Origin of the sequence: Paraferrimonas sedimenticola (assembly GCF_002282855.1) — a bacterium.
Taxonomy (GTDB): domain Bacteria; phylum Pseudomonadota; class Gammaproteobacteria; order Enterobacterales; family Shewanellaceae; genus Paraferrimonas; species Paraferrimonas sedimenticola.
Genome location: NZ_NRIR01000014.1, coordinates 1 through 20893 on the forward strand (window position 1 = coordinate 1; position 20893 = coordinate 20893).

Below are 20893 nucleotides of genomic sequence, written 5' to 3' on the forward strand. Positions count from 1 at the left end.
TAAATATACGTTATGTATTGACATAAGCTATATGTTCACTTCGTTACATTGAGTTAAATATCGTTTTGGATACTTACTACAATCAACGGAGTGCCCACACAGATTGCTTGATAAATTGTTAAAGAACATTTGACCGTTTGTCTGGTCAGGGCTGCGTATTCTACGCGTTTCCCCTTGGCCGTCAAGCGCTTTTTGAAAAGTTTTTTCAAAGGGCTTTTTGGCCGCTAACTCGGAGGTTCAAAACCCGCTGCAATCACCGTTGTGATGCCGCCTCGCCGTGTCAGTGGATGCGCATTATAGGGAGCTCAGATTTAGGCGCAACCCCTTTTTCAAAAAAAAAGATCGCTAGGCGATCTTTTGTTCATTCTGTTGGGTTTTGCAGCGATTTTAGGGCTTATCAGCCAAATATCCCTGAATTAGCTCTAGTGCCTTAGGATCATCCCACTCAATAAAGGTTCTAGCAAAGGCCACCAGCTCGCCCTTTCGGTTCAAAATAAAGCTGGCGGGAATGATATCCAATGGAAAAACATTCCCTGTTTGCATCTTAGGATCAAAGTAGCTGTCGAACTCACCCAATTGATACTGCTTCAAGAACTCGTCCACCTTTGACTTGCCTTCTTTATCAATCGAGATAGGCAAAAACACAAAGTCTTGGTTGTCTACCGCTTGATCCAATTGCTTCAACGCTGGGATCTCACGAATACAAGGTGGGCACCAGGTCGCCCAAAAGTTGATCATTACCACTTTACCCTCAAAGGCTTCTAGGGTGACTGGCTCCCCTTTGGCATTTTCAAAGGTCACGCTTTCCAGCGGAAAGGGTTCTTTGAGAATAGTGATGCGATCTACGGTCGACTGAGGTTGAGGCTTTTCAGCTTTTTGGGCTTGCATGCCCGGATAGGCAGTAACGCTGGCCGAAGCCAGCGTTACTATTGTCATCAAAACGAATAAAACTAATCGCACTTACTTGTCTCGGTTAAGCAGAGCGTCAAGCTCAGCGCGTTGTTCATCGGTCATCGCGACTTCTTCTTTCGGCGCGTTGCGGCTGCGGCGAATGAAGGTGAACGCGATAGCTCCACCAAATAACAACAAACCAATAGGTCCCAACCACAAGACTAGGGTCTTAGGTTCCCAACGTGGCTTGTACAGCACGAAGTCACCATAACGGCTGGTCATAAACTCAACGATTTCCGCATCGGTTTTACCCGCGTCTACCATTTGGTAAACCTCGAGGCGCAAATCTTGCGCCACAGGCGAATTGGAATCGATCAAGTTTTGGTTTTGACACTGAGGACAGCGCAGCTCTTCCGCCAGCTTCAAGGCACGCTTTTGGTGCTCCACAGTTTTAAATTGATAAGTGTCCACCGGAGTAGCATTGGCAGTGGTTAGGGTAAGCCCCAACACCAATAGCGCACTCACAAAAGCGATGGCTAACTTTTTCATGATACGTCTTCCTTGGCTTGCTTGGCCTTCAGGCGCTCAATAACAGGCAATAGCTCTTTCTCAAAGATACGCGCATCGATTGGACCCGCGTAGCGGTATTGCACAATACCGTTTTCATCAATGATGTAAGTTTCCGGCGCGCCGTAAACACCCAAGTCCAAACCTAAACGGCCAGCCTTGTCATAGATGTTTAGCGTGTACGGATTACCCGTCATTTTCAGCTCTTTAATCGCCAAGTCACGCTCGTCGCGATAGTTCACGCCAATAATAGACACGATATTGCGACGAGCTAGGTTCATAAGGAATTGATGCTCGTATTTACACGACGGACACCAAGTCGCCCAAACGTTTACCAAAGCCACTTCGCCTTTGATGTCTGCGTTGGTCAGCATGCGACCTGGCTGGTGAACGTCTTCCAGATTAAACGCTGGCACTGGTTTTCCAATCAATGCCGATTCCAGCGCTTTTGGGTTGTACTCGCCTTTATCAATCTGAATCAGAGCGAACGCAAACATGCCCAATAGCGCAATTGCGATACCTAGAGGTAAGAACTTCATTCCTTTCATGGATTATTTCTCCGCTGAGGCTGCTTGCCCCTGCCATTTTTCACCTTTTTCTTCGGTGGTTTTCTTGGCGCGGTAACGTTTGTCAGATGCCGCTAGGAAACCACCCATCATCATAACCAGAGAACCGATCCACAACCAACGTACGAACGGCTTGTAGTTCAAACGAACTGCATAGTCACCGGCACCGATTGGGTCACCCATGGTGACGTATAGGTCGCGGAAGAAGCCCCAGTCGATACCCGCTTCAGTCATGTCCATGGTACGAACATTGTACTGACGACGATCAGGCTTCAAGAAAGCCACTTCTTTACCGTCGCGAGTTACGCTGATTTGCGCTTGCTCAGCGGTATAGTTAGGACCGCGTACACGCTTGGTCTCTAAATAGTTAAAGGTGTAGCCTGCCACTTCGCCAGACTTACCTGGGCCCATGCGCACGCTAATTTCTTCAGAGTAGTTAGAAACCATGGTGCCGCCGATAACTGCCATGGCAACACCCATGTGCGCCAGTGACATGCCAACTTGGCTGCGGCCAATGCGACGAGTGCTGAACTTACCATCAGAATCTTTGGCCAGATTGATCAGTTCGCGAATTGTGGCCAAGGTGACCCAAGTCGCAGTACCGATACCGAAGAATACCCAAGCGTTGAACTCACCACCGGCGATAAACGGAACCGCCAAACCAGTCGCCACAGCAATCGCGGCCAACGGCAGAAGCTGGCGCTTCATTTCTTCTTTCTTCGCACGCTTCCAACGGATGATCGGACCGATACCCATAAAGCAGAAGAGTACAAAAGCCAGAGGTACGAATACCGAGTTGAAGTACGGAGGACCTACAGAAATCTTACCCATACCCAAGGCATCGATTAGCAGCGGATACAGAGTACCAAGTAATACGGTACCGCAAGAAACGGTCAGTAGTACGTTACAGGTCAGCAGCATGGTCTCTTTCGACCAAAGGTCAAACTTAGCAGGGCTGGTCATTTCTGAAGCGCGCATCGCAAACAGCGTTAGCGAGCCACCAATGGCCAAACCAAGTAGTACCAGAATGAACATACCGCGGCTTGGGTCAGCTGCGAACGAGTGCACTGAAGTTAGAACACCAGAACGTACGATAAAGGTACCGAGCAAGCTCAAAGAGAATGCGAAGATAGCTAGCAAAACAGTCCAGTTACGGAAAGTCCCGCGCTTCTCGGTCACGATCAGTGAGTGCAGCAGTGCAGTACCAATCAACCAAGGCATAAAGGAGGCATTTTCAACTGGATCCCAGAACCACCAGCCGCCCCAGCCTAGCTCGTAGTAAGCCCACCAAGAGCCCAGAGCGATACCACCGGTTAGGAATACCCAAGCAGCCAAAGTCCAAGGACGGCTCCAACGGGCCCAAGCTGAGTCCAAACGACCACTCATCAGAGCAGCAATTGCGAATGCAAAACTCACAGAGAAACCAACATAGCCCAAGTACAGCATTGGTGGGTGGAAGATAAGACCCACGTCTTGAAGCATTGGGTTAAGGTCCCGGCCTTCCAGAGGCACTGGGTTCAAACGCTCAAACGGCGATGAAGTCAGTAGCATAAACAGACAGAAACCTACGGTAATCATGCCCAGTACCGCCAACACGCGCGCAGTGAAGACTTCTTCTAAGCCTTTACTGAACGTAGCGATAGCCGCAGACCATACGGACAGGGAGAATACCCAGAATAGCAATGAACCTTCGTGCCCACCCCAAACTGCAGAAATCTTAAAGAAGATTGGTAGTTGGGAGTTGGAGTGATTGGCCACATAGGCCACGGAGAAGTCGTCGGTGGCAAAGGCATAGGCCAACGCAACAACCGAGAAGGCTATAAAAGCAAACATGCCGTAGCTTAACGGCCAAGCATAGCGAACAAGGTATTGGTCTTTACGCGCTACACCAATCAGCGGGACAACACTAACTAGGATGGCAAATGCCAAACCAATAATCAGCGCAAAATGTCCTAACTCTGGGATCATGAGATTACCTCAGTGGTTTAACTTACGAATCAGCAAAAAAGCTGGTTGGTTAATTGAGTTGGCTGACCAACTCGTCTAATCCAGTAACAATGAATTAGCATTTAATGTTGTACATTTTAGTGGCAGCCTGTGTCCATGTCTGCCCTTTTCGTTAAATTCTGGGTGTCGGGTCGCATAACCGCCCGAACTAAAACCCCTGATTAAACGGTTGAGGAGCAGGCAAACTACTCTTCAGAGTGCAAGGTTTCAAGAAAGTTTCGGCCCGTTTGGAGATATTGCGTGGAACTGTGAGGCAGGACTCAAAGCTTGCCTTTGCTCAGTGCCCGCAATTGTCAATCACTGGTTAATGAAGCAGCTTTGCGTATAATCGATTAGCATTATATTGGCCAATTGGGCCATCAATTCAACTCGTTAAAGAAAATAAACCATGTCTACATTCTGGATCTTTTTAGCTTTAGTACTGGTGATTGGCCTTGCGCTAATCTGGGTACCGCACTTTCGTCAGCAGCAGCTGAACGCCAAGGAAGAGGCCGGTGTGCGCCGCTCAACCAACCTTGAACTGTTCAACGAACGCCTTTCTATTATGGAAAAAGAACTGGCCGATGGTGAACTCGACCAAGCGGAATTCGACGCACTAAAGCAGGAGCTAGAAATCGGCTTGCTGCAGGACATCAAAGATAAAGAAGACGAATCACTGAGCGAAGAACGCCAGCGTAAGTCTGCATTGTGGCCAGGCATTATGAGCTTGGCGTTGTTCGCCATTGTTGGCTACATGTACGCGAGTCTTGGTGAGCATCAATCGGTGACTCAGCCTGAAACCGTACAGCGCGAGCAAGACCCTCATGCCGGCATGGATCCAAACCAGCTGATGCAAAAACGGGTTGAGATGTTTGAAGCCCAAGTTCAGCAAGCACCGGACAACAGCCAAGCTTGGTTTAGTTTAGGCCACGCTTACATGTCTGCGAGCCAGTACCCTCAATCGATTGCCGCCTTTGATAAGGTGATGGAACTGGTTGGCGTTCACGCAGAACTGTTAGGTCCTAAAGCCACCGCCATGTACTACCAGAACGGCCAAAAAATTACGCCTGACGTTCAAGCGATTATTGATGAGTCGCTAAGCTTAGATGCCGCCGACCCGTCAACTTTGCTACTTGTGGCGATGGATGCTTTCTTCAAAGCCGAATATCAAGACGCGATTGACGCTTGGACCGCCATTCTCAACGGTGAACGTACTGACATCGATCGCAATGCAATCCTAGATGCTATCAACACCGCCAAGATGCGTCTGACGTCAGCGGGTGACCCTAGCCAAATCCCTAGCGACGTTGATCACGCTGGTGTAGACAGCGAAATGCCGAACGATGCCAATCATGCCAATGTTAAGAGCGAAATGCCTAACGATGCCGATCATGCTGCTGCCCGTGCGAGCATGGAACAGGCCAGCGACTCCGACGCTGCAGGCGAGAGCATCAGCGTAGAAGTTAGTGTCGCCGAAGCCCTGCGCGGTCAACTGCGCCCAACCGACATGGTATTTATCTACGCGCGCCATCAAGGTGGCGGTATGCCTCTGGCTGCAGTTCGCCTTGGTATCTCAGCACTTCCAACCACAGTGGTGCTAGATGACAGCAAGGCAATGAGCCCGCAGGCGACTATCAGCTCGGCGGACGTGGTTGAGATTATCGCCACTGTATCTCGCAATGGAGACATCCGCGCCGACAGTGGCGACCTGCAGGGCATAATTGCTACCGCTGAAGTGAAAGACGACGCTACCTATACTCTAGTGATTGATAAGGTCATCCCATAGGGGTGACTTTTCATCAAGCACAAAAAAGGCGACCTCAGGTCGCCTTTTTAGTGTTCGTCAGCTTGCGCTTACTTAGCCTTCGACATGTACTCAATCGTGGCTTTCAGATCGTCATCGCTGCAATCGGTGCACATGCCACCAGGAGGCATAGCGTTCAGACCTTGTTTTACGCTCAGAACCAGGGTATCCATGCCTTTCGCCAGACGGGGTTCCCAAGCGGCTGCATCGCCTTTCTTCGGCGCGCCAGCAACACCCATGTCGTGACAAACTCCACAAGCCTTGGCGTATACGGCTTCAGCGTCTTGAGCCAGAGCGTTGCCTGACAGACCCAAGGCTACGGCTGCAGCCATGTAAACCAACTTTTTCATGATAAATTTCCTGTTTGTTCCAAAAATCCAATATAAACAATGCATTACGCAGCGCTTGTTAACACTCTTATTAAATGCTCGCCCAGCTTACTACATTAGGTCTCAAAACGCATCTTTTTGTGATCCGCCTCGCGCGGTGCTTTCAGACCTAATTTCATAGCCTTTCATTAGCATTACTTTAAAAAGTTTCATAAAGATCGTTAGAATCTGAACTAGTTCAAATTGCTGAAAGTTAAACCGCCGAGAAGAGCGTCTCTACCGCTTGAGTATGGTAGCATTTGCTTCCTATTAGATTGGGCTAAACCTTGAGGAAACAGTGACAAATCCAACATCTGCGACGCCACTGCTTAGCGCCCGGCATCTGACATGTATTCGCGAAGAGCGCATCTTATTCGATGAGCTTAGCTTTGATATCGGACCCGGCGACATAGTACAGATCGAAGGCCCCAACGGTTCGGGTAAGACTAGCTTGCTGCGTATTTTGGCAGGCCTGTCACGTCCGTATGCCGGCGATGTACTTTATCAGCAAGATAACATTGTCGAAGCCCGCGATGCCTTTAATGCCGACTTGCTGTACTTTGGCCACCTACCAGGTGTTAAAAGCGAGCTAACCGCCGAAGAGAACCTAGACTTCAACTTAAAAATCTCTGGGTACAGCGGTTTTAACACACGAGAAATCCTGGGTAAGGTTAACTTAACTGGTTTTGAAGAGGCGCCAGCCGGTCATCTATCTGCCGGTCAGCATCGACGCACTGCGTTAGCCCGTCTGTGGAATTCGGATTGTCGGATTTGGATTCTGGACGAGCCTTTTACCGCAATCGATAAGCGCGGTGTCGCCGAGTTAGAGCAGATGTTACTCAACCATGCAGCGCAAGGCGGATGCGTGATCATTACCACTCACCAAGATTTGTCGCTGGAAGAAAATCGCCAGTATAAGAAGATTCGCCTCGAGTACCAGTACACTTAAGGCCGGCGCACTATGAATAAAAGAATTAGTTACAGCAAAGCTTTCTATACCGTGCTCAAGCGCGATATTCAGATTGCCATTCGCCACCAAGGCGACATTTTTAACCCTATTTTGTTTTTCATCATAGTGGTTACCCTATTCCCGCTTGGCATTGGTCCAGAAGCCAATACGCTTACTCGAATCGCGCCCGGCGTGATTTGGGTAGCGGCCTTGCTCGCATCCCTGTTATCCCTTGAGCGCCTGTTCAAAGCCGACCACGCCGATGGCAGCCTTGAGCAAATGATGCTCAGCCCTCAGCCTCTGGCGCTAATGGCTTTAGCAAAAGTGCTGGCCCACTGGATACTGACCGGTGTACCCGTGATCCTAGTTGCTCCGCTGTTGGCTGTTTTGCTGCACTTGGACGAAAATAGCTATGGAGCACTTATCGCCACCTTGGCCTTGGGCACTCCAGTACTTAGCTTAATCGGCGCTATCGGTGTTGCATTGACTGTAGGACTGCGTAAAGGTGGGGTACTATTGAGTTTATTAGTATTACCTTTATATATTCCGGTATTAATTTTCGCGACCAGCGCAATGGACGCTGCCTCGCTTAACAACCCTTATGACGGTCACCTTGCCATTATTGGCGCTATGTTGGCCGGTTCGTTAACCCTGGCGCCTATCGCGATTGGTGCCTCATTGCGTGTGAGTACAAACTAAAATGTGGAAATGGTTACACCCTTACGCTAACCCAGAAGCCGCTTACCGCCTCGCTGGTAAGTTTCTGCCCTGGTTCGCCGTTGCGGCGGTTGCTGCTATTGCAACTGGCACCATTTGGGGCTTAATGTTCGCCCCAGCGGATTATCAACAGGGCGATAGCTTTCGCATCATCTACATCCATGTGCCTGCCGCATCCATGTCGATGATGGTTTACATGTCGATGGCCATCACTGCATTTATCGGGCTGGTGTGGCAGTACAAGCAGTGCGATTGGGCCGCCGCCTCGATGGCGCCAATTGGTGCCGTATTCACCTTCATCGCGCTTGTGACCGGTGCAACTTGGGGCAAGCCTATGTGGGGCACTTGGTGGGTGTGGGATGCTCGCCTGACCGCTGAGTTGGTGTTGCTATTCTTGTACTTGGGTGTGATTGCGCTATACGCCTCGTTCGAAGACAAAGTACTGGCCGCCCGCGCTGCTGGTATTTTGGCTGTGGTTGGCGTAATTAATATTCCAATCATTAAATACTCAGTAGAGTGGTGGAGCTCGCTGCACCAACCTGCAACCATTAAGGTTACCGAAGAATCCAGCATGTCTTCAGATATGCTTTACCCGCTGCTAATCAACATACTTGGCTTTGGCCTGATGTTTGGTGCGCTGACTCTGGTTCGCTTCCGCGCCGAAATTTTAGCCCGCAACGCAATGCGTCCTTGGGTTCGTGAACTTGCTAAAGCCGAAGGAGTCAAATAATGCAGTTTGATAGTTTTGCAGATTTCATCAACATGGGCGGCTATGCTTTCTATGTATGGTTAGCTTATGGCGTGACCGCGACTGCTTTAGCAATCCTGATCGCGCACAGCTTGAAAAAGAAGTCTAAAGTGTTAAAAGAAATTGGGCAGAAAATTCAACGTGAAGATCGTCTGCGCCAGAACCGGAGTAATAAATCATGAACCCAAGACGTAAAAAACGCCTTGTCTTCGCCACCGCATTGGTAGTTGGTGTAGCAGCCATCGCTTCTCTGTTGCTGTATGCACTTAACTCAAACCTCAACCTGTTCTACACGCCGACAGAAATCGTCAACGGCAAGGAAGACACAGGTAAGCGTCCTGACGTGGGCGATCGCATTCGCGTTGGTGGTATGGTTACTGTCGGCACTCTACAACGCGACCCGAACAGCTTGTTCGTAGAGTTTGCAATTCACGACGCCGCCGGTGGTGAAATCATGGTTACCTATGATGACCTGCTGCCAGATCTGTTCCGCGAAGGCCAGGGTATCGTTGCTCAAGGTGTTCTAGGTGAAGGCAATGTATTGGTTGCCTCAGAAGTGCTAGCCAAACACGATGAGAACTACATGCCGCCAGAAGTGGCTGAAGCCATGGGCCAAAGCCACCAACAGCTTGAGTACACCGACGGACAGAAGGCCAATCAAGGCTAACTCCCAAAAGAGTGACCACTCACTAATACCGCGCTTACAAAGCGCGGTATTTTTTTGCTTGAAGCATTGCCATTGTTCGCTATCTCGCCCCTTGCTACCTTAGACAGTCAGGATGTTGAAGTAAGAGAGCGATATGAAATGGATTTTAGCGCCGATACTAATGGCTTACAGTGCAACAGCCGTTGCCTGTGGCAATTCTCCTCAAGCTAAGGCACTTGCCGAGTTCATCATCAAGGACCCACAGCAACAGAGAGACTCGATTATCTGCGACCCTCGCCTAGTTTCAGCCGCCGCTCAAAAAGCGCAGCAAATGGCGTCTGCGGGCCTTGTGGCGCATAACTTAGGTGTTAGTCCCAATACGTTTGTGGAGGAGGCAGGTTTTGACTTGCCTTACTACTACGCGCCGGGTGGAAATCAGGTTGAAGCCATTGCTGGAGGCTATCCGAGCGCAGAGGAGGTGTGGGCTGGCTTCAAAAAGTCTACCTCAGGCCACAAGGAACATCTGCTTGGCACACTCGATTTTTACAGAGAGCAAGATAGGTTGGGGGTAGGTTACTTTTATGACTGGGACACGCCCCACATTCAATACTGGGTTGTATATCTGACCAAGGGCACCGACGATTCACCACCGCCGAGCTTTGAATCTACGCCGAACAAAGGCAACGAGGTGATGCTCAAACGCGAAGTCCCCAAGATAATGCCGACGAGTGAGCGTTAGCCTCTGAAATTTAGGCATAAAAAAACCGAGCCTAAGCTCGGTTTTTTCATGTCAGTGGGCTTACTCAGCAGCTGCTTCCGCTTCTACTTCTTCAGCCACTGGGCGGTCAACCAACTCGATGAATGCCATAGGGGCATTGTCACCGGTGCGGTAGCCACACTTAAGAATACGGGTGTAACCGCCAGGGCGTTCCTGGTAGCGTGGACCCAATTCGTTGAATAGTTTACCTACGACTTCTTGGTCGCGGGTGCGAGCAAACGCCAAACGACGGTTTGCAACGCTGTCACTTTTAGCAAGTGTAATTAAAGGTTCAACTACGCGACGCAGTTCTTTCGCTTTAGCTACAGTGGTTTTGATCACTTCGTGACGAACCAAAGAACCTGCCATGTTACGGAACATAGCTTGACGATGACTGCTGTTGCGGTTTAGTTGACGACCACTCTTACGATGGCGCATGACCTAATCCTTATAACCTGTATCTGTACTAATCTGGCTTATAGGTCGTCTAGCAAGCTGGCAGGTGGCCAGTTTTCCAGACGCATACCCAACGACAGGCCACGAGATGCCAAAACGTCCTTAATTTCAGTAAGAGACTTCTTACCAAGGTTAGGAGTTTTCAGCAGCTCAACCTCTGTGCGTTGTACCAGATCACCGATGTAGTGAATCGCTTCAGCCTTCAAACAGTTGGCTGAACGTACAGTAAGCTCAAGATCGTCGACAGGACGCAGTAGAATCGGATCGAATTCTGGCTTCTCTTCTTTCTCTTCAGGCTCTGACACATCACGAAGCTCAACAAAGGCTTCTAGCTGTTCGGCCAGGATAGTCGCAGAGCGACGGATGGCCTCTTCTGGGTCAAGCGTACCATTGGTAGTCATATCGATGACTAGCTTGTCCAGGTCAGTGCGCTGTTCTACACGAGCCGCTTCAACATTGTAAGCAATGCGCGCAACAGGTGAGAAAGAAGCATCTACCAACAGGCGACCGATTGGACGCTCGTCGTCTTCGGCTTGGGCACGGGCAGAAGCCGGTACATAGCCGCGACCGCGTTCAACGCTAATTCGCATGTTGATGTCAGTATCACCAGTCAAGTGACAAATCACGTGATCCGGGTTCATGATGGTAACGTCACCGTCGTGGGTGATGTCACCAGCTACTACAGGGCCTGTGCCCGACTTGTTTAGAGTCAGCACAGCCTCGTCTTTACCTTCGATCTTAACTGCCAAACCTTTTAGGTTAAGCAGAATCTCTAGGATGTCTTCTTGAACGCCTTCCTTGCTGCTGTACTCGTGCAGTACACCGTCAATCTCAACTTGAGTTACGGCGCAACCAGGCATACTTGACAGCAAAATGCGACGAAGCGCATTACCCAATGTGTGTCCAAAACCACGCTCAAGCGGTTCCAGAGTCACCTTGGCGCGAGTTGGGCTAACTTGTTCAATATCAACAAGACGTGGCTTAAGAAATTCTGTAACAGAACCCTGCATTTTGTCCTCTCTATAAAAGTTGCTTTACTTAGAGTAAAGCTCGACGATCAGCTGTTCGTTAATTTCAGCAGACAAATCGCTGCGTTCTGGTAGGCGCTTGTAAGTGCCTTCCATTTTCGCGCTGTCTACTTCAACCCAAGTGGCTTGCTCGCGTTGGCCAGCCAATTCCAAAGAAGCCTTAATACGGGCTTGCTTTTGAGATTTTTCTCGGATGCTTACAACATCATTCGGTGAAACCTTGAATGATGGAATGTTAACAACGCGACCGTTAACCATAACGGCTTTGTGGCTAACAAGCTGACGAGACTCTGCACGAGTAGCGCCGAAACCCATGCGATAAACAACGTTATCCAGACGAGTTTCTAGCAATTGCAGTAGGTTCTCACCAGTATTGCCTTTGATTCGCGCAGCTTCTTTGTAGTAGTTGCGGAATTGCTTCTCAAGTACGCCGTACATACGACGAACTTTTTGTTTTTCACGTAACTGTACGCCGTAATCAGACAGACGACCGCGACGGGCGCCGTGCTGACCAGGTGCAGCTTCTAATTTACACTTAGAATCAATCGCTCGTACACCGCTTTTTAGGAACAGGTCAGTTCCTTCGCGGCGGCTAAGCTTGAGTTTAGGACCCAAGTATCTTGCCATGATCTTTCTCCAACTATTCCTAAGGGACGCTTACACGCGACGTTTCTTAGGAGGACGACAACCATTGTGAGGGATTGGGGTCACATCAGTAATGTTAGTGATGCGATATCCAGCAGCGTTCAAAGCGCGGATTGCACTTTCACGGCCTGGACCTGGGCCCTTCACAAAAACTTCAAGGTTTTTAACACCGTATTCTGCCGCAGCAGTACCGGCGCGCTCAGCAGCAACCTGAGCAGCAAATGGGGTAGACTTACGTGAGCCACGGAAGCCAGAACCACCTGCGGTTGCCCAAGAAAGAGCATTACCTTGACGATCGGTGATGGTTACGATGGTGTTGTTGAAAGATGCATGGATATGAGCCATGCCATCAGCAACTTGCTTACGAACGCGTTTACGAGAACGTGACGGAACTTTAGCCATAACTTAAAACCTTCCCGTTACTTCTTAATTGGTTTACGAGGACCTTTACGCGTACGCGCATTGGTCTTAGTACGTTGTCCACGAAGTGGAAGGCTACGACGGTGGCGTAGTCCACGATAGCAACCAAGGTCCATAAGACGCTTGATGTTCATGGATACTTCACGACGGAGGTCACCCTCTACAGTGAACTTGGCCACTTCTTCACGAAGCAGGTCGATTTGAGCTTCGTCTAGTTCCTTGATCTTCACATCTTCAGCGATGCCAGCGCCGGCACAAATAGCTTGTGCGCGGGTTAGGCCAATGCCGTAGATTGCAGTTAAAGCGATAACTGCGTGTTTCTGATCAGGAATGTTAATGCCAGCAATACGGGCCACTATGCACTCCTAAAATAGTTAAAGGTCCAACTGCGAAAAGCCCGGTAGGATACTCAACAGTTGAACGATTTGCAAACAAAATATTTGTCAGCCCAGTGTGGGCTGACAAACGGTCTTTCTTAGCCTTGACGCTGTTTGTGTTTAGGTTCAACACAAATCACGCGAACAACGCCATTTCGCTTGATGATCTTGCAGTTACGGCAGATCTTCTTCACGGAAGCACGAACTTTCATTTCATCACTCCGTTTAACTTAGCGCCCATAGCGATCGAGATTCGCTTTGTTCACTAGGTTAGCCTTCTTCATGACAGACTCATATTGATGGGACATCATATGGGTCTGTACCTGTGCCATAAAGTCCATGATTACCACTACCATAATCAGTAGGGAGGTACCGCCAAAGTAGAACGGTACATTCCAGGTAACTAGCATGAACTCTGGAATTAAACAGATAAAGGTAATGTACACCGCGCCCGCTAGGGTCAAACGAGTCATCACTTTATCGATGTATCGCGAGGTCTGTTCGCCTGGGCGTATACCCGGGATGAACGCACCAGATTTCTTCAGGTTATCTGCTGTCTCGCGTGGATTAAAGACCAACGCGGTGTAGAAGAAACAGAAGAACACAATCGCTGCTGCATACAACACAATATAAGCAGGTTGGCCTGGCGATAACGCCAGTGAAATATCACTTAGCCAAGTCATGCTCTCACTTTGACCAAACCACTGAGCCAGTGTGCTTGGGAACAAAATGATGCTCGATGCAAAAATAGGTGGGATAACACCCGCCATATTAATCTTCAGCGGCAAGTGGGTGCTCTGACCGGCAAACACCTTACGGCCTTGCTGGCGCTTGGCGTAGTTAACGACGATTCGACGTTGACCACGTTCCACAAATACCACGAAGTAAGTAACAGCAAATACGATTACTGCCATTAGCAGCAATACTAGTACGTTCAGGTCGCCTTGACGCGCCTGCTCGGCAGTTTGACCAATGGCTGGCGGTAGACCCGCCACGATACCTGCAAAAATCAGGATCGAAATACCATTACCAATGCCACGCTCAGTAATTTGCTCACCCAACCACATCAAGAACATGGTTCCGGTAACCAAACTCACTACCGCCACAAAGTAGAACCCGATACCGGCGTTAACCACCAGGCCAGGAACTAGGTTTGGCAAGCCGGTGGCAATACCCACCGACTGCATTGTGGCCAGTACAAGCGTCATGTACCGAGTGTATTGACTGATTTTCTTGCGGCCGGCTTCGCCGTCCTTTTTCAGCTCCATGAAATGTGGGTGAACCACAGTCATCAGCTGCATGATAATCGATGCCGAAATGTACGGCATGATACCAAGTGCAAGAATCGAGGCACGCTCCAAAGCACCACCAGAGAACATGTTAAACATGTTAAGAATGGTGCCTTTTTGTTGCTCGAAGACATCAGCCAATACGGCCGCGTCAATACCAGGAATTGGAACAAAGGATCCCGCTCTAAAAACGATGATCGCGCCAATCACGAACAAAAGTCGAGCTTTCAGTTCAGAAAGACCGCCCTTCGCGCTGTTTTTTTCAAGTCCTGGTTTTGCCATCGACGTATTATTCCTCGATCTTTCCACCGGCAGCTTCGATAGCTGCACGGGCACCTTTGGTTGCTTTTAGACCTTTAACGGTCACTGGGCGCTCAATGGTACCTGAAAGAACGATTTTCGCAAACTGGATATTGCGAGAAATAACATTCGCATCTTTTAAGCTGTTTAGGTCGACAACATCACCGGTCACTTTGGTCAGCTCGCTCAGACGAACTTCGCTGCGAACCAAAGACTTGCGTGAAGTGAAACCGAACTTAGGTAGACGCTGTTTCAAAGGCATTTGACCACCTTCGAAACCTACGCGTGGCATACCACCAGAACGAGATTTCTGACCTTTGTGACCACGGCCACCAGTCTTACCAAGACCAGAACCGATACCACGACCTACACGCTTGGCATCAGACTTAGAGCCTTCTGCTGGAGTTAAAGTGTTTAAACGCATCTTATTCCTCCACCGATACCATGTAGTAAACTTTGTTAACCATACCGCGAACTGAAGGAGTATCTTCTAGTTCAACAGTGTGGCCAATTTTACGTAGACCCAGACCAACTAGGGTGGCGCGGTGCTTAGGCAGACGGCCGATACCTGATTTGGTTTGAGTTACTTTGATAGTCTTTTTAGCCATGGTGCATTACCCCTGAATGTCTTCAACACTCAGACCACGCTTAGCAGCGACTTGAGCAGGTGACTTCATGTGCACCAGCGCGTCGATGGTTGCGCGAACGATGTTGATAGGGTTAGTGGAACCGTATGCTTTCGACAGTACATTGTGTACGCCTACAACTTCTAGTACGGCACGCATTGCACCACCGGCAATAATACCGGTACCTTCAGACGCTGGCTGCATGTAAACGCGCGAACCAGAGTGACGACCTTTAACAGGGTGGAACAGAGTTCCGTCGTTCAACTCAACAGTACGCATGTTACGGCGCGCTTTTTCCATAGCTTTTTGAATCGCTGCTGGAACTTCGCGAGCTTTACCGTAACCAAAGCCAACTTTGCCGTTACCATCACCAACTACAGTCAATGCTGTGAAGCTGAAGATACGGCCACCTTTAACTACTTTCGATACACGGTTAACTGCAATTAGCTTCTCTTGCAGATCACCGCCTTTCGCTTCGATGTTTGCCATTTTGACTCCCAACCTTAGAACTGGAGGCCAGCTTCACGAGCGGCGTCAGCTAGCGCTTGTACGCGACCGTGATACTTAAAGCCTGAACGATCGAATGCAACAGACTTAACGCCCTTCTCGATCGCACGCTCTGCGATAGTTTTACCAACCACTTTAGCCGCATCTACGTTGCCAGTGCCTTTCAGCTCAGCAGCAACCGCTTTTTCAACGGTAGAAGCTGCAGCCAGCACTTGTGCTTCAGGGCTAATAACCTGAGCGTAGATGTGACGCGGAGTGCGGTGAATAACCAGGCGGTTAACGCCCAGCTCTTGGATCTTCGCACGTGCGCGAGTAGCGCGACGCAAACGAGATGATTTCTTATCCATATCGCGTTACCTACTTCTTCTTGGCTTCTTTACGACGAACTTGCTCGTCAGCATAACGAACACCCTTACCTTTATAAGGTTCAGGAGCACGGTATGCGCGAATGTCAGCAGCAACTTGACCAACTACTTGCTTGTCAGCGCCTTTGATGACAAGTTCAGTTTGGCTTGGTGCTTCTGCAGTTACGCCTTCAGGAAGCGCGTATTCTACTGGGTGAGAGAAACCTAGGGTCAGGCTTACGCTCTTGCCTTTAACGGCACAACGATAACCAACACCGATTAGTTGTAGTTTCTTCTCAAAGCCGTCAGATACGCCTTTAACCATGTTGTTAACTAGTGCACGTGCGGTACCAGCTTGCGCCCAACCGTTTGGCTGACCTTCGCGAGGAGCGAAAGAAACCTTACCGTCAGCTACTGATACTTCAACAGCACTGTTAAATACGCGAGTCAATGAAGCTTTACCTTTTACGGTAACTTCTTGACCGTTTACCGCTACCTCTACGCCGGCAGGAATAGAGACTGGTGCTTTAGCTACACGAGACATTATTCCTTCCTTACGCTACGTAGCAGACAACTTCACCACCAAGGCCAGCGCTACGCGCAGCTCGGTCAGTCATCACGCCTTTAGAAGTAGATACGATTGCAACACCCAGACCACCCATTACTTTAGGTAGTTCATCTTTGCCTTTGTAGATACGCAGGCCAGGACGCGAAACGCGCTGGATAGTTTCAACCACTGGTTTGCCTTGGAAATACTTAAGTTCGATTTCCAGTTCAGGCTTGGCTTCGCTGGTTACTGCAAAGTCAGTAATGTAACCTTCTTCTTTCAATACCTTTGCTAAAGAAACTTTTAGCTTGGCAGAAGGCATGGTTACAGTTGCTTTGCTAGCAGCTTGGCCGTTACGAATACGCGTTAGCATATCCGCAATAGGATCTTGCATGCTCATAATTGGCTTACTCCCGTGACAAGTGCTTACCAGCTGGCCTTTTTAAGACCAGGAACTTCACCACGCATGGCAGCTTCGCGCAACTTGATACGGCTTAAACCGAACTTGCGTAAGAAACCATGAGGGCGGCCAGTTTGATTACAACGGTTACGCTGACGCGAAGCGCTGGAATCACGAGGCAGAGTTTGCAGCTTAAGGACTGCATCCCAACGCTCTTCATCTGAAGTCGCTGGATTTGCAATCAGCGCCTTAAGCGCCTGGCGCTTTTCAGCGTACTTGGCTACGAGTTTTGCACGTTTTGCTTCACGTGCTTTCATAGAAGTCTTTGCCATTACTCTAACCCTTATTTACGGAATGGGAAGTTGAAAGCGTTCAACAGAGCGCGACCTTCTTCGTCAGACTTCGCAGTTGTGGTAATGGTGATATCCATACCGCGAATCTTATCGATTTTATCGTAATCGATTTCTGGGAAGATGATTTGCTCACGCACGCCCATGCTGTAGTTGCCACGACCGTCGAAAGACTTAGGATTCAAGCCACGGAAGTCGCGAATACGCGGGATTGCGATGCTGATTAGACGCTCAAAGAATTCCCACATGCGCTCGCCACGCAGGGTTACTTTACAGCCAATTGGGTAGCCATCACGGATTTTGAAACCGGCAACCGACTTACGGGCTACGGTAACAACTGGCTTTTGACCGGCGATAGCAGTCATGTCGCTTACAGCGTGCTCCATAACTTTCTTATCGGCAACGGCTTCGCCAACACCCATGTTAAGGGTGATTTTCTCAATCCGAGGGACTTGCATGACACTGTTATAACCAAACTCTTTAACTAGAGCCGCTACAACAGTCTCTTTATAGGTATCATGCAGTTTCGCCATCGTTTAACTCCAAAAATTACTTAACGAGTTCATTGTTCGACTTGAAGAAACGAACTTTTTTGCCGTCTTCAATTCGGAAACCTACACGGTCCGCTTTACCAGTTTCTGGGTTACGGATCGCTACGTTTGATGTGTGAATTGGGGCTTCTTTCTCTACGATGCCACCTTGAACGCCCAACTGAGGGTTAGGTTTCTGGTGCTTCTTAACAAGATTGATGCCTTCAACAATCACTTTACCGGTAGGTAGAACAGAGGTGACTTTACCAGTCTTACCTTTATCCTTGCCTGCCAGGATTACTACTTCGTCTTCACGAATGATTTTCGCTGCCATTATTAGCTCCTTACAGTACTTCTGGGGCTAGTGACACAATTTTCATGAACTGCTCAGAGCGCAATTCACGGGTCACAGGTCCAAAGATACGTGTACCAATCGGCTGCAGGTTAGCGTTCAGAAGAACTGCTGCATTACGATCGAAGCGAATGACAGAGCCATCTGGACGACGAACGCCTTTCTTAGTACGGACTACCACCGCGTTGTATACATCACCTTTCTTCACTTTACCGCGAGGAATAGATTCCTTTACAGAAACCTTGATGATGTCGCCGATGCCGGCGTAACGACGGTGAGAGCCACCCAAGACCTTAATACACTGTACACTGCGAGCGCCACTGTTGTCGGCGACATCCAGAGTAGATTGCATTTGGATCATTTCAAGTGCTCCGCTATCGGTTACTACACAAATTTACCCTTTATTGGGCCCGCCAATTAGGCACAACTGCCTAAAAGGGCGCCGAAGTATAACACCCAAAAGAGCAAAAAGGTAGTTAAAAAATAAACGGCCCCAGAGGGGCCGCTTCACTATTACTTAATCCGTCAGAATTAAGCCTTTTCTACGATCTCAACCAGGGTCCAAGATTTGTTCTTAGACAACGGACGACATTCTTTAATAGAAACTTTGTCGCCAGTATTTGCTTGGTTTTGCTCGTCATGTACGTGCAGCTTAGTCGTACGCTTCATGAATTTCCCGTAGATTGGGTGCTTCACTTTACGCTCGATAGCAACTACGAAGGTTTTATCCATCTTGTCGCTGATCACTCGACCTTGCAAAGTACGAATTTTGTCGCTCATTACGCACCTGCCTTCTGGTTAAGGATGGTCTTAACGCGCGCAATGCTGCGGCGTACTTTCTTCAGCTCGTTAGTCTGATTCAACTGACCAGTGGCGTGTTGCATGCGCAGGTTGAACTGCTCACGCAACAGGCTCAGAAGTTCAGCGTTCAGCTCTTCAACGCTCTTTTGAGTTAGTTCGCTAGCTTTCATTACATCACCTGCTTAGTAACAAAGGTGGTCTTGATCGGAAGCTTGGCAGCTGCCAGTTCGAAGGCTTCACGAGCCAACTCAGCTGGAACACCTTCCATTTCGTACAAGACTTTGCCTGGTTGAATCTGGCAAACCCAGTATTCAACGTTACCTTTACCTTTACCCATACGCACTTCAAGCGGCTTGTTGGTAATTGGCTTGTCTGGGAAGACACGAATCCAAATTTTACCTTGACGCTTAATGTGACGAGTCATGGCACGACGTGCGGCTTCGATTTGACGAGCTGTAATACGGCCACGGCCAACAGCTTTCAAACCGAACTCGCCAAAGCTAACATCAGTTCCGTTCGCAAGACCGCGGTTGCGACCTTTGTGCATTTTGCGGAACTTCATTCGTTTTGGTTGCAGCATTACTGGCTCTCCTATTTACCGCGAGGCTTACGCTTTTGCGGCTTCGGTTGCTCTTGCTGCTGAAGTGGTAGACCGCCTAGAACTTCGCCTTTGAAGATCCAAACTTTAATACCAATTACACCGTAAGTGGTGTGTGCTTCGGCAGTTGAGTAATCGATGTCAGCACGCAGTGTATGCAATGGCACACGACCTTCACGGTACCATTCGGTACGTGCGATCTCGGCACCACCCAGACGACCGCTAACTTCAACTTTGATACCTTTGGCACCAAGACGCATGGCGTTCTGAACAGCGCGCTTCATAGCACGACGGAACATAACACGACGCTCAAGTTGAGAAGCGATGCTCTCTGCAACCAGTTTCGATTCCAGTTCAGGCTTGCGTACTTCGGCAATGTTGATTTGCGCAGAAGTACCAGTGAACTTAGCAATTTCTTGACGCAACTTTTCTACGTCTTCACCTTTCTTACCGATAACCACGCCTGGACGTGCGGTGTGAATGGTGACTCGAATGCTCTTAGCTGGACGCTCGATAACAATCTTGGAAACGCTTGCGCTTTTTAGTTTCTTTTCAAGAAACTTACGCACTTCCCAATCACTGTGCAGGTTGTCTGCATAGTCTTTGTCAGCGTACCAAGTCGAGATCCAAGGCTTGGTGATCCCTAAGCGGATACCATTAGGATGTACTTTTTGACCCATTGCTCACTCCTAGCGATCTGATACAACCACAGTGATGTGGCTGGTACGCTTGATGATACGATCCGCACGACCTTTGGCACGTGGCATGATGCGCTTCATAGTAGGACCTTCGTCAACGAAAACCTTAGCTACTTTAAGCTCATCGATGTCCAGACCGTCGTTATGTTCTGCGTTAGCAATTGCAGCATCCAAAACCTTTTTCATAAGCACAGCGGCTTTTTTAGGGCTGAATGCCAAAACTTCTAGAGCAGTTTCAACAGGTAGACCACGGATTTGGTCGGCTACTAGACGTGCCTTTTGAGGCGACGTACGAGCAAAACGGTGTTTAGATAAAACTTCCATCATACTCTCCTATTAACGCTTCTTCGCTTTCTTATCAGCAGCGTGGCCGCGATAAGTGCGAGTTGGCGCGAATTCGCCTAGTTTGTGGCCGATCATTTCGTCTGACACGAATACTGGAACGTGTTGACGACCATTATGGACAGCGATGGTCAAACCAATCATATCTGGAATGATCATGGAACGACGAGACCAAGTCTTGATAGGCTTCTTCTCGTTGTTCTCCACCGCTTTCTCTACCTTCTTCAGCAAGTGCAGGTCGATAAATGGACCTTTCTTGAGAGAACGTGGCATGGTGAATCCTC

35 protein-coding genes are annotated in these 20893 nt (G+C 49.1%); 7 read left to right on the forward strand and 28 right to left on the reverse strand.

The genetic code is table 11. From position 1 onward, the window contains the following. Positions 1–387: 387 nt before the first annotated feature. The 4 genes from CLC93_RS17075 to CLC93_RS17090 are packed head-to-tail and all read right to left on the reverse strand — an operon-like array spanning position 388 to position 3992. Positions 388–960: a TlpA family protein disulfide reductase gene (locus CLC93_RS17075; protein ID WP_245837187.1), complete on the reverse strand. Its 573-nt coding sequence runs from the start codon at positions 958–960 to the stop codon at positions 388–390. Next, the gene (gene nrfF, locus CLC93_RS17080) at positions 961–1440 is read right to left on the reverse strand and encodes a heme lyase NrfEFG subunit NrfF (protein ID WP_095507210.1); all 480 of its coding nucleotides are present in this window, start codon (positions 1438–1440) and stop codon (positions 961–963) included. Continuing rightward, entirely contained in the window at positions 1437–2006 is a 570-nt protein-coding gene (locus CLC93_RS17085) for a DsbE family thiol:disulfide interchange protein (RefSeq protein WP_095507211.1), read from the reverse strand. The genes nrfF and CLC93_RS17085 overlap by 4 nt, the downstream gene beginning before the upstream one ends. Before the next feature lie 3 nt (positions 2007–2009). Then, the gene (locus tag CLC93_RS17090) at positions 2010–3992 is read right to left on the reverse strand and encodes a heme lyase CcmF/NrfE family subunit (RefSeq protein WP_095507212.1); all 1983 of its coding nucleotides are present in this window, start codon (positions 3990–3992) and stop codon (positions 2010–2012) included. Positions 3993–4419: 427 nt separating this feature from the next. Here CLC93_RS17090 and ccmI point away from each other — a divergent pair, with 427 nt between their 5' ends. Beyond that, a complete protein-coding gene (gene ccmI / locus CLC93_RS17095; protein ID WP_095507213.1) occupies positions 4420–5796 on the forward strand; it encodes a c-type cytochrome biogenesis protein CcmI in 1377 nt (458 codons plus the stop codon). Positions 5797–5864: 68 nt separating this feature from the next. Here the strand turns inward: ccmI and CLC93_RS17100 are convergent, their stop codons facing one another. Further along, positions 5865–6164, reverse strand: a complete 300-nt coding sequence (locus tag CLC93_RS17100; RefSeq protein ID WP_095507214.1) for a c-type cytochrome — start codon at positions 6162–6164, stop codon at positions 5865–5867. Positions 6165–6480: 316 nt separating this feature from the next. On the opposite strand from CLC93_RS17100, the gene ccmA reads away from it, so the two are divergent. The 6 genes from ccmA to CLC93_RS17130 all read left to right on the forward strand — a co-directional run bounded on the left by ccmA (position 6481) and on the right by CLC93_RS17130 (position 9981). Further along, on the forward strand, positions 6481–7131 hold the full coding sequence (ccmA, locus tag CLC93_RS17105) for a cytochrome c biogenesis heme-transporting ATPase CcmA (RefSeq protein ID WP_095507215.1): 651 nt from the start codon (positions 6481–6483) through the stop codon (positions 7129–7131). A 12-nt stretch (positions 7132–7143) separates the two neighbouring features. Then, entirely contained in the window at positions 7144–7830 is a 687-nt protein-coding gene (gene ccmB, locus CLC93_RS17110; RefSeq protein ID WP_095507216.1) for a heme exporter protein CcmB, read from the forward strand. 1 nt (position 7831) lies between these two features. After that, the gene (locus tag CLC93_RS17115; protein WP_095507217.1) at positions 7832–8578 is read left to right on the forward strand and encodes a heme ABC transporter permease; all 747 of its coding nucleotides are present in this window, start codon (positions 7832–7834) and stop codon (positions 8576–8578) included. After that, complete coding sequence (gene ccmD / locus CLC93_RS17120; RefSeq protein WP_095507218.1) at positions 8578–8778, forward strand: heme exporter protein CcmD; 201 nt, start codon at positions 8578–8580, stop codon at positions 8776–8778. The genes CLC93_RS17115 and ccmD overlap by 1 nt, the downstream gene beginning before the upstream one ends. After that, entirely contained in the window at positions 8775–9263 is a 489-nt protein-coding gene (gene ccmE, locus CLC93_RS17125; protein ID WP_095507219.1) for a cytochrome c maturation protein CcmE, read from the forward strand. Before ccmD ends, ccmE begins: the two co-directional genes overlap by 4 nt. A 133-nt stretch (positions 9264–9396) precedes the next feature. Beyond that, positions 9397–9981 carry a spore germination YkwD domain-containing protein gene (locus tag CLC93_RS17130; RefSeq protein ID WP_095507220.1) on the forward strand — a complete coding sequence of 195 codons (585 nt, stop codon included), beginning with the start codon at positions 9397–9399 and terminating at the stop codon, positions 9979–9981. Positions 9982–10041: 60 nt separating this feature from the next. On the opposite strand, the gene rplQ is transcribed toward CLC93_RS17130, so the two are convergent. From rplQ to rpsS, 23 genes are all read right to left on the reverse strand, one after another. Further along, the gene (rplQ, locus tag CLC93_RS17135) at positions 10042–10437 is read right to left on the reverse strand and encodes a 50S ribosomal protein L17 (protein ID WP_095507221.1); all 396 of its coding nucleotides are present in this window, start codon (positions 10435–10437) and stop codon (positions 10042–10044) included. 38 nt (positions 10438–10475) lie between these two features. After that, positions 10476–11465: a DNA-directed RNA polymerase subunit alpha gene (locus CLC93_RS17140; RefSeq protein WP_095507222.1), complete on the reverse strand. Its 990-nt coding sequence runs from the start codon at positions 11463–11465 to the stop codon at positions 10476–10478. A 24-nt stretch (positions 11466–11489) separates the two neighbouring features. Next, positions 11490–12110 carry a 30S ribosomal protein S4 gene (gene rpsD, locus CLC93_RS17145; protein ID WP_095507223.1) on the reverse strand — a complete coding sequence of 207 codons (621 nt, stop codon included), beginning with the start codon at positions 12108–12110 and terminating at the stop codon, positions 11490–11492. 30 nt (positions 12111–12140) lie between these two features. Then, on the reverse strand, positions 12141–12530 hold the full coding sequence (gene rpsK / locus CLC93_RS17150; RefSeq protein ID WP_095499678.1) for a 30S ribosomal protein S11: 390 nt from the start codon (positions 12528–12530) through the stop codon (positions 12141–12143). Between the two features lie 17 nt (positions 12531–12547). Beyond that, complete coding sequence (rpsM, locus tag CLC93_RS17155; RefSeq protein ID WP_095507224.1) at positions 12548–12904, reverse strand: 30S ribosomal protein S13; 357 nt, start codon at positions 12902–12904, stop codon at positions 12548–12550. Positions 12905–13023: 119 nt separating this feature from the next. Next, a complete protein-coding gene (gene rpmJ, locus CLC93_RS17160) occupies positions 13024–13137 on the reverse strand; it encodes a 50S ribosomal protein L36 (RefSeq protein WP_075607266.1) in 114 nt (37 codons plus the stop codon). Between the two features lie 18 nt (positions 13138–13155). Further along, entirely contained in the window at positions 13156–14496 is a 1341-nt protein-coding gene (gene secY, locus CLC93_RS17165; protein WP_095507225.1) for a preprotein translocase subunit SecY, read from the reverse strand. 7 nt (positions 14497–14503) lie between these two features. Beyond that, positions 14504–14938 carry a 50S ribosomal protein L15 gene (gene rplO / locus CLC93_RS17170; RefSeq protein WP_095507226.1) on the reverse strand — a complete coding sequence of 145 codons (435 nt, stop codon included), beginning with the start codon at positions 14936–14938 and terminating at the stop codon, positions 14504–14506. A gap of 1 nt (position 14939) precedes the next feature. Continuing rightward, a complete protein-coding gene (rpmD, locus tag CLC93_RS17175) occupies positions 14940–15122 on the reverse strand; it encodes a 50S ribosomal protein L30 (RefSeq protein ID WP_095507227.1) in 183 nt (60 codons plus the stop codon). Between the two features lie 6 nt (positions 15123–15128). Continuing rightward, entirely contained in the window at positions 15129–15629 is a 501-nt protein-coding gene (gene rpsE, locus CLC93_RS17180; protein ID WP_095507228.1) for a 30S ribosomal protein S5, read from the reverse strand. A 14-nt stretch (positions 15630–15643) separates the two neighbouring features. Next, the gene (gene rplR / locus CLC93_RS17185; protein ID WP_095507229.1) at positions 15644–15994 is read right to left on the reverse strand and encodes a 50S ribosomal protein L18; all 351 of its coding nucleotides are present in this window, start codon (positions 15992–15994) and stop codon (positions 15644–15646) included. A 10-nt stretch (positions 15995–16004) separates the two neighbouring features. Next, a complete protein-coding gene (gene rplF / locus CLC93_RS17190; RefSeq protein ID WP_095507230.1) occupies positions 16005–16535 on the reverse strand; it encodes a 50S ribosomal protein L6 in 531 nt (176 codons plus the stop codon). A 10-nt stretch (positions 16536–16545) separates the two neighbouring features. Beyond that, complete coding sequence (gene rpsH / locus CLC93_RS17195) at positions 16546–16938, reverse strand: 30S ribosomal protein S8 (RefSeq protein WP_095507231.1); 393 nt, start codon at positions 16936–16938, stop codon at positions 16546–16548. Positions 16939–16964: 26 nt separating this feature from the next. Next, the gene (rpsN, locus tag CLC93_RS17200) at positions 16965–17270 is read right to left on the reverse strand and encodes a 30S ribosomal protein S14 (protein WP_095507232.1); all 306 of its coding nucleotides are present in this window, start codon (positions 17268–17270) and stop codon (positions 16965–16967) included. An 11-nt stretch (positions 17271–17281) separates the two neighbouring features. Beyond that, the gene (gene rplE, locus CLC93_RS17205) at positions 17282–17821 is read right to left on the reverse strand and encodes a 50S ribosomal protein L5 (protein ID WP_095507233.1); all 540 of its coding nucleotides are present in this window, start codon (positions 17819–17821) and stop codon (positions 17282–17284) included. A gap of 16 nt (positions 17822–17837) precedes the next feature. Continuing rightward, positions 17838–18152 (reverse strand): 50S ribosomal protein L24, encoded by a 315-nt coding sequence (rplX, locus tag CLC93_RS17210; protein WP_095507234.1) that lies wholly within the window; start codon positions 18150–18152, stop codon positions 17838–17840. Positions 18153–18162: 10 nt separating this feature from the next. Continuing rightward, positions 18163–18531, reverse strand: coding sequence for a 50S ribosomal protein L14 (gene rplN, locus CLC93_RS17215; protein ID WP_095507235.1), 369 nt, complete (start codon positions 18529–18531; stop codon positions 18163–18165). Positions 18532–18701: 170 nt separating this feature from the next. Continuing rightward, a complete protein-coding gene (gene rpsQ / locus CLC93_RS17220; protein WP_095507236.1) occupies positions 18702–18950 on the reverse strand; it encodes a 30S ribosomal protein S17 in 249 nt (82 codons plus the stop codon). Next, positions 18950–19141, reverse strand: coding sequence for a 50S ribosomal protein L29 (rpmC, locus tag CLC93_RS17225; protein WP_095499692.1), 192 nt, complete (start codon positions 19139–19141; stop codon positions 18950–18952). The genes rpsQ and rpmC overlap by 1 nt, the downstream gene beginning before the upstream one ends. Further along, the gene (rplP, locus tag CLC93_RS17230) at positions 19141–19551 is read right to left on the reverse strand and encodes a 50S ribosomal protein L16 (RefSeq protein ID WP_095499693.1); all 411 of its coding nucleotides are present in this window, start codon (positions 19549–19551) and stop codon (positions 19141–19143) included. The genes rpmC and rplP overlap by 1 nt, the downstream gene beginning before the upstream one ends. An 11-nt stretch (positions 19552–19562) precedes the next feature. After that, entirely contained in the window at positions 19563–20249 is a 687-nt protein-coding gene (gene rpsC, locus CLC93_RS17235) for a 30S ribosomal protein S3 (protein WP_095507237.1), read from the reverse strand. 9 nt (positions 20250–20258) lie between these two features. After that, positions 20259–20591: a 50S ribosomal protein L22 gene (gene rplV, locus CLC93_RS17240; RefSeq protein WP_095507238.1), complete on the reverse strand. Its 333-nt coding sequence runs from the start codon at positions 20589–20591 to the stop codon at positions 20259–20261. Positions 20592–20603: 12 nt separating this feature from the next. Next, complete coding sequence (rpsS, locus tag CLC93_RS17245; protein ID WP_095499696.1) at positions 20604–20882, reverse strand: 30S ribosomal protein S19; 279 nt, start codon at positions 20880–20882, stop codon at positions 20604–20606. Positions 20883–20893 lie beyond the last annotated feature (11 nt).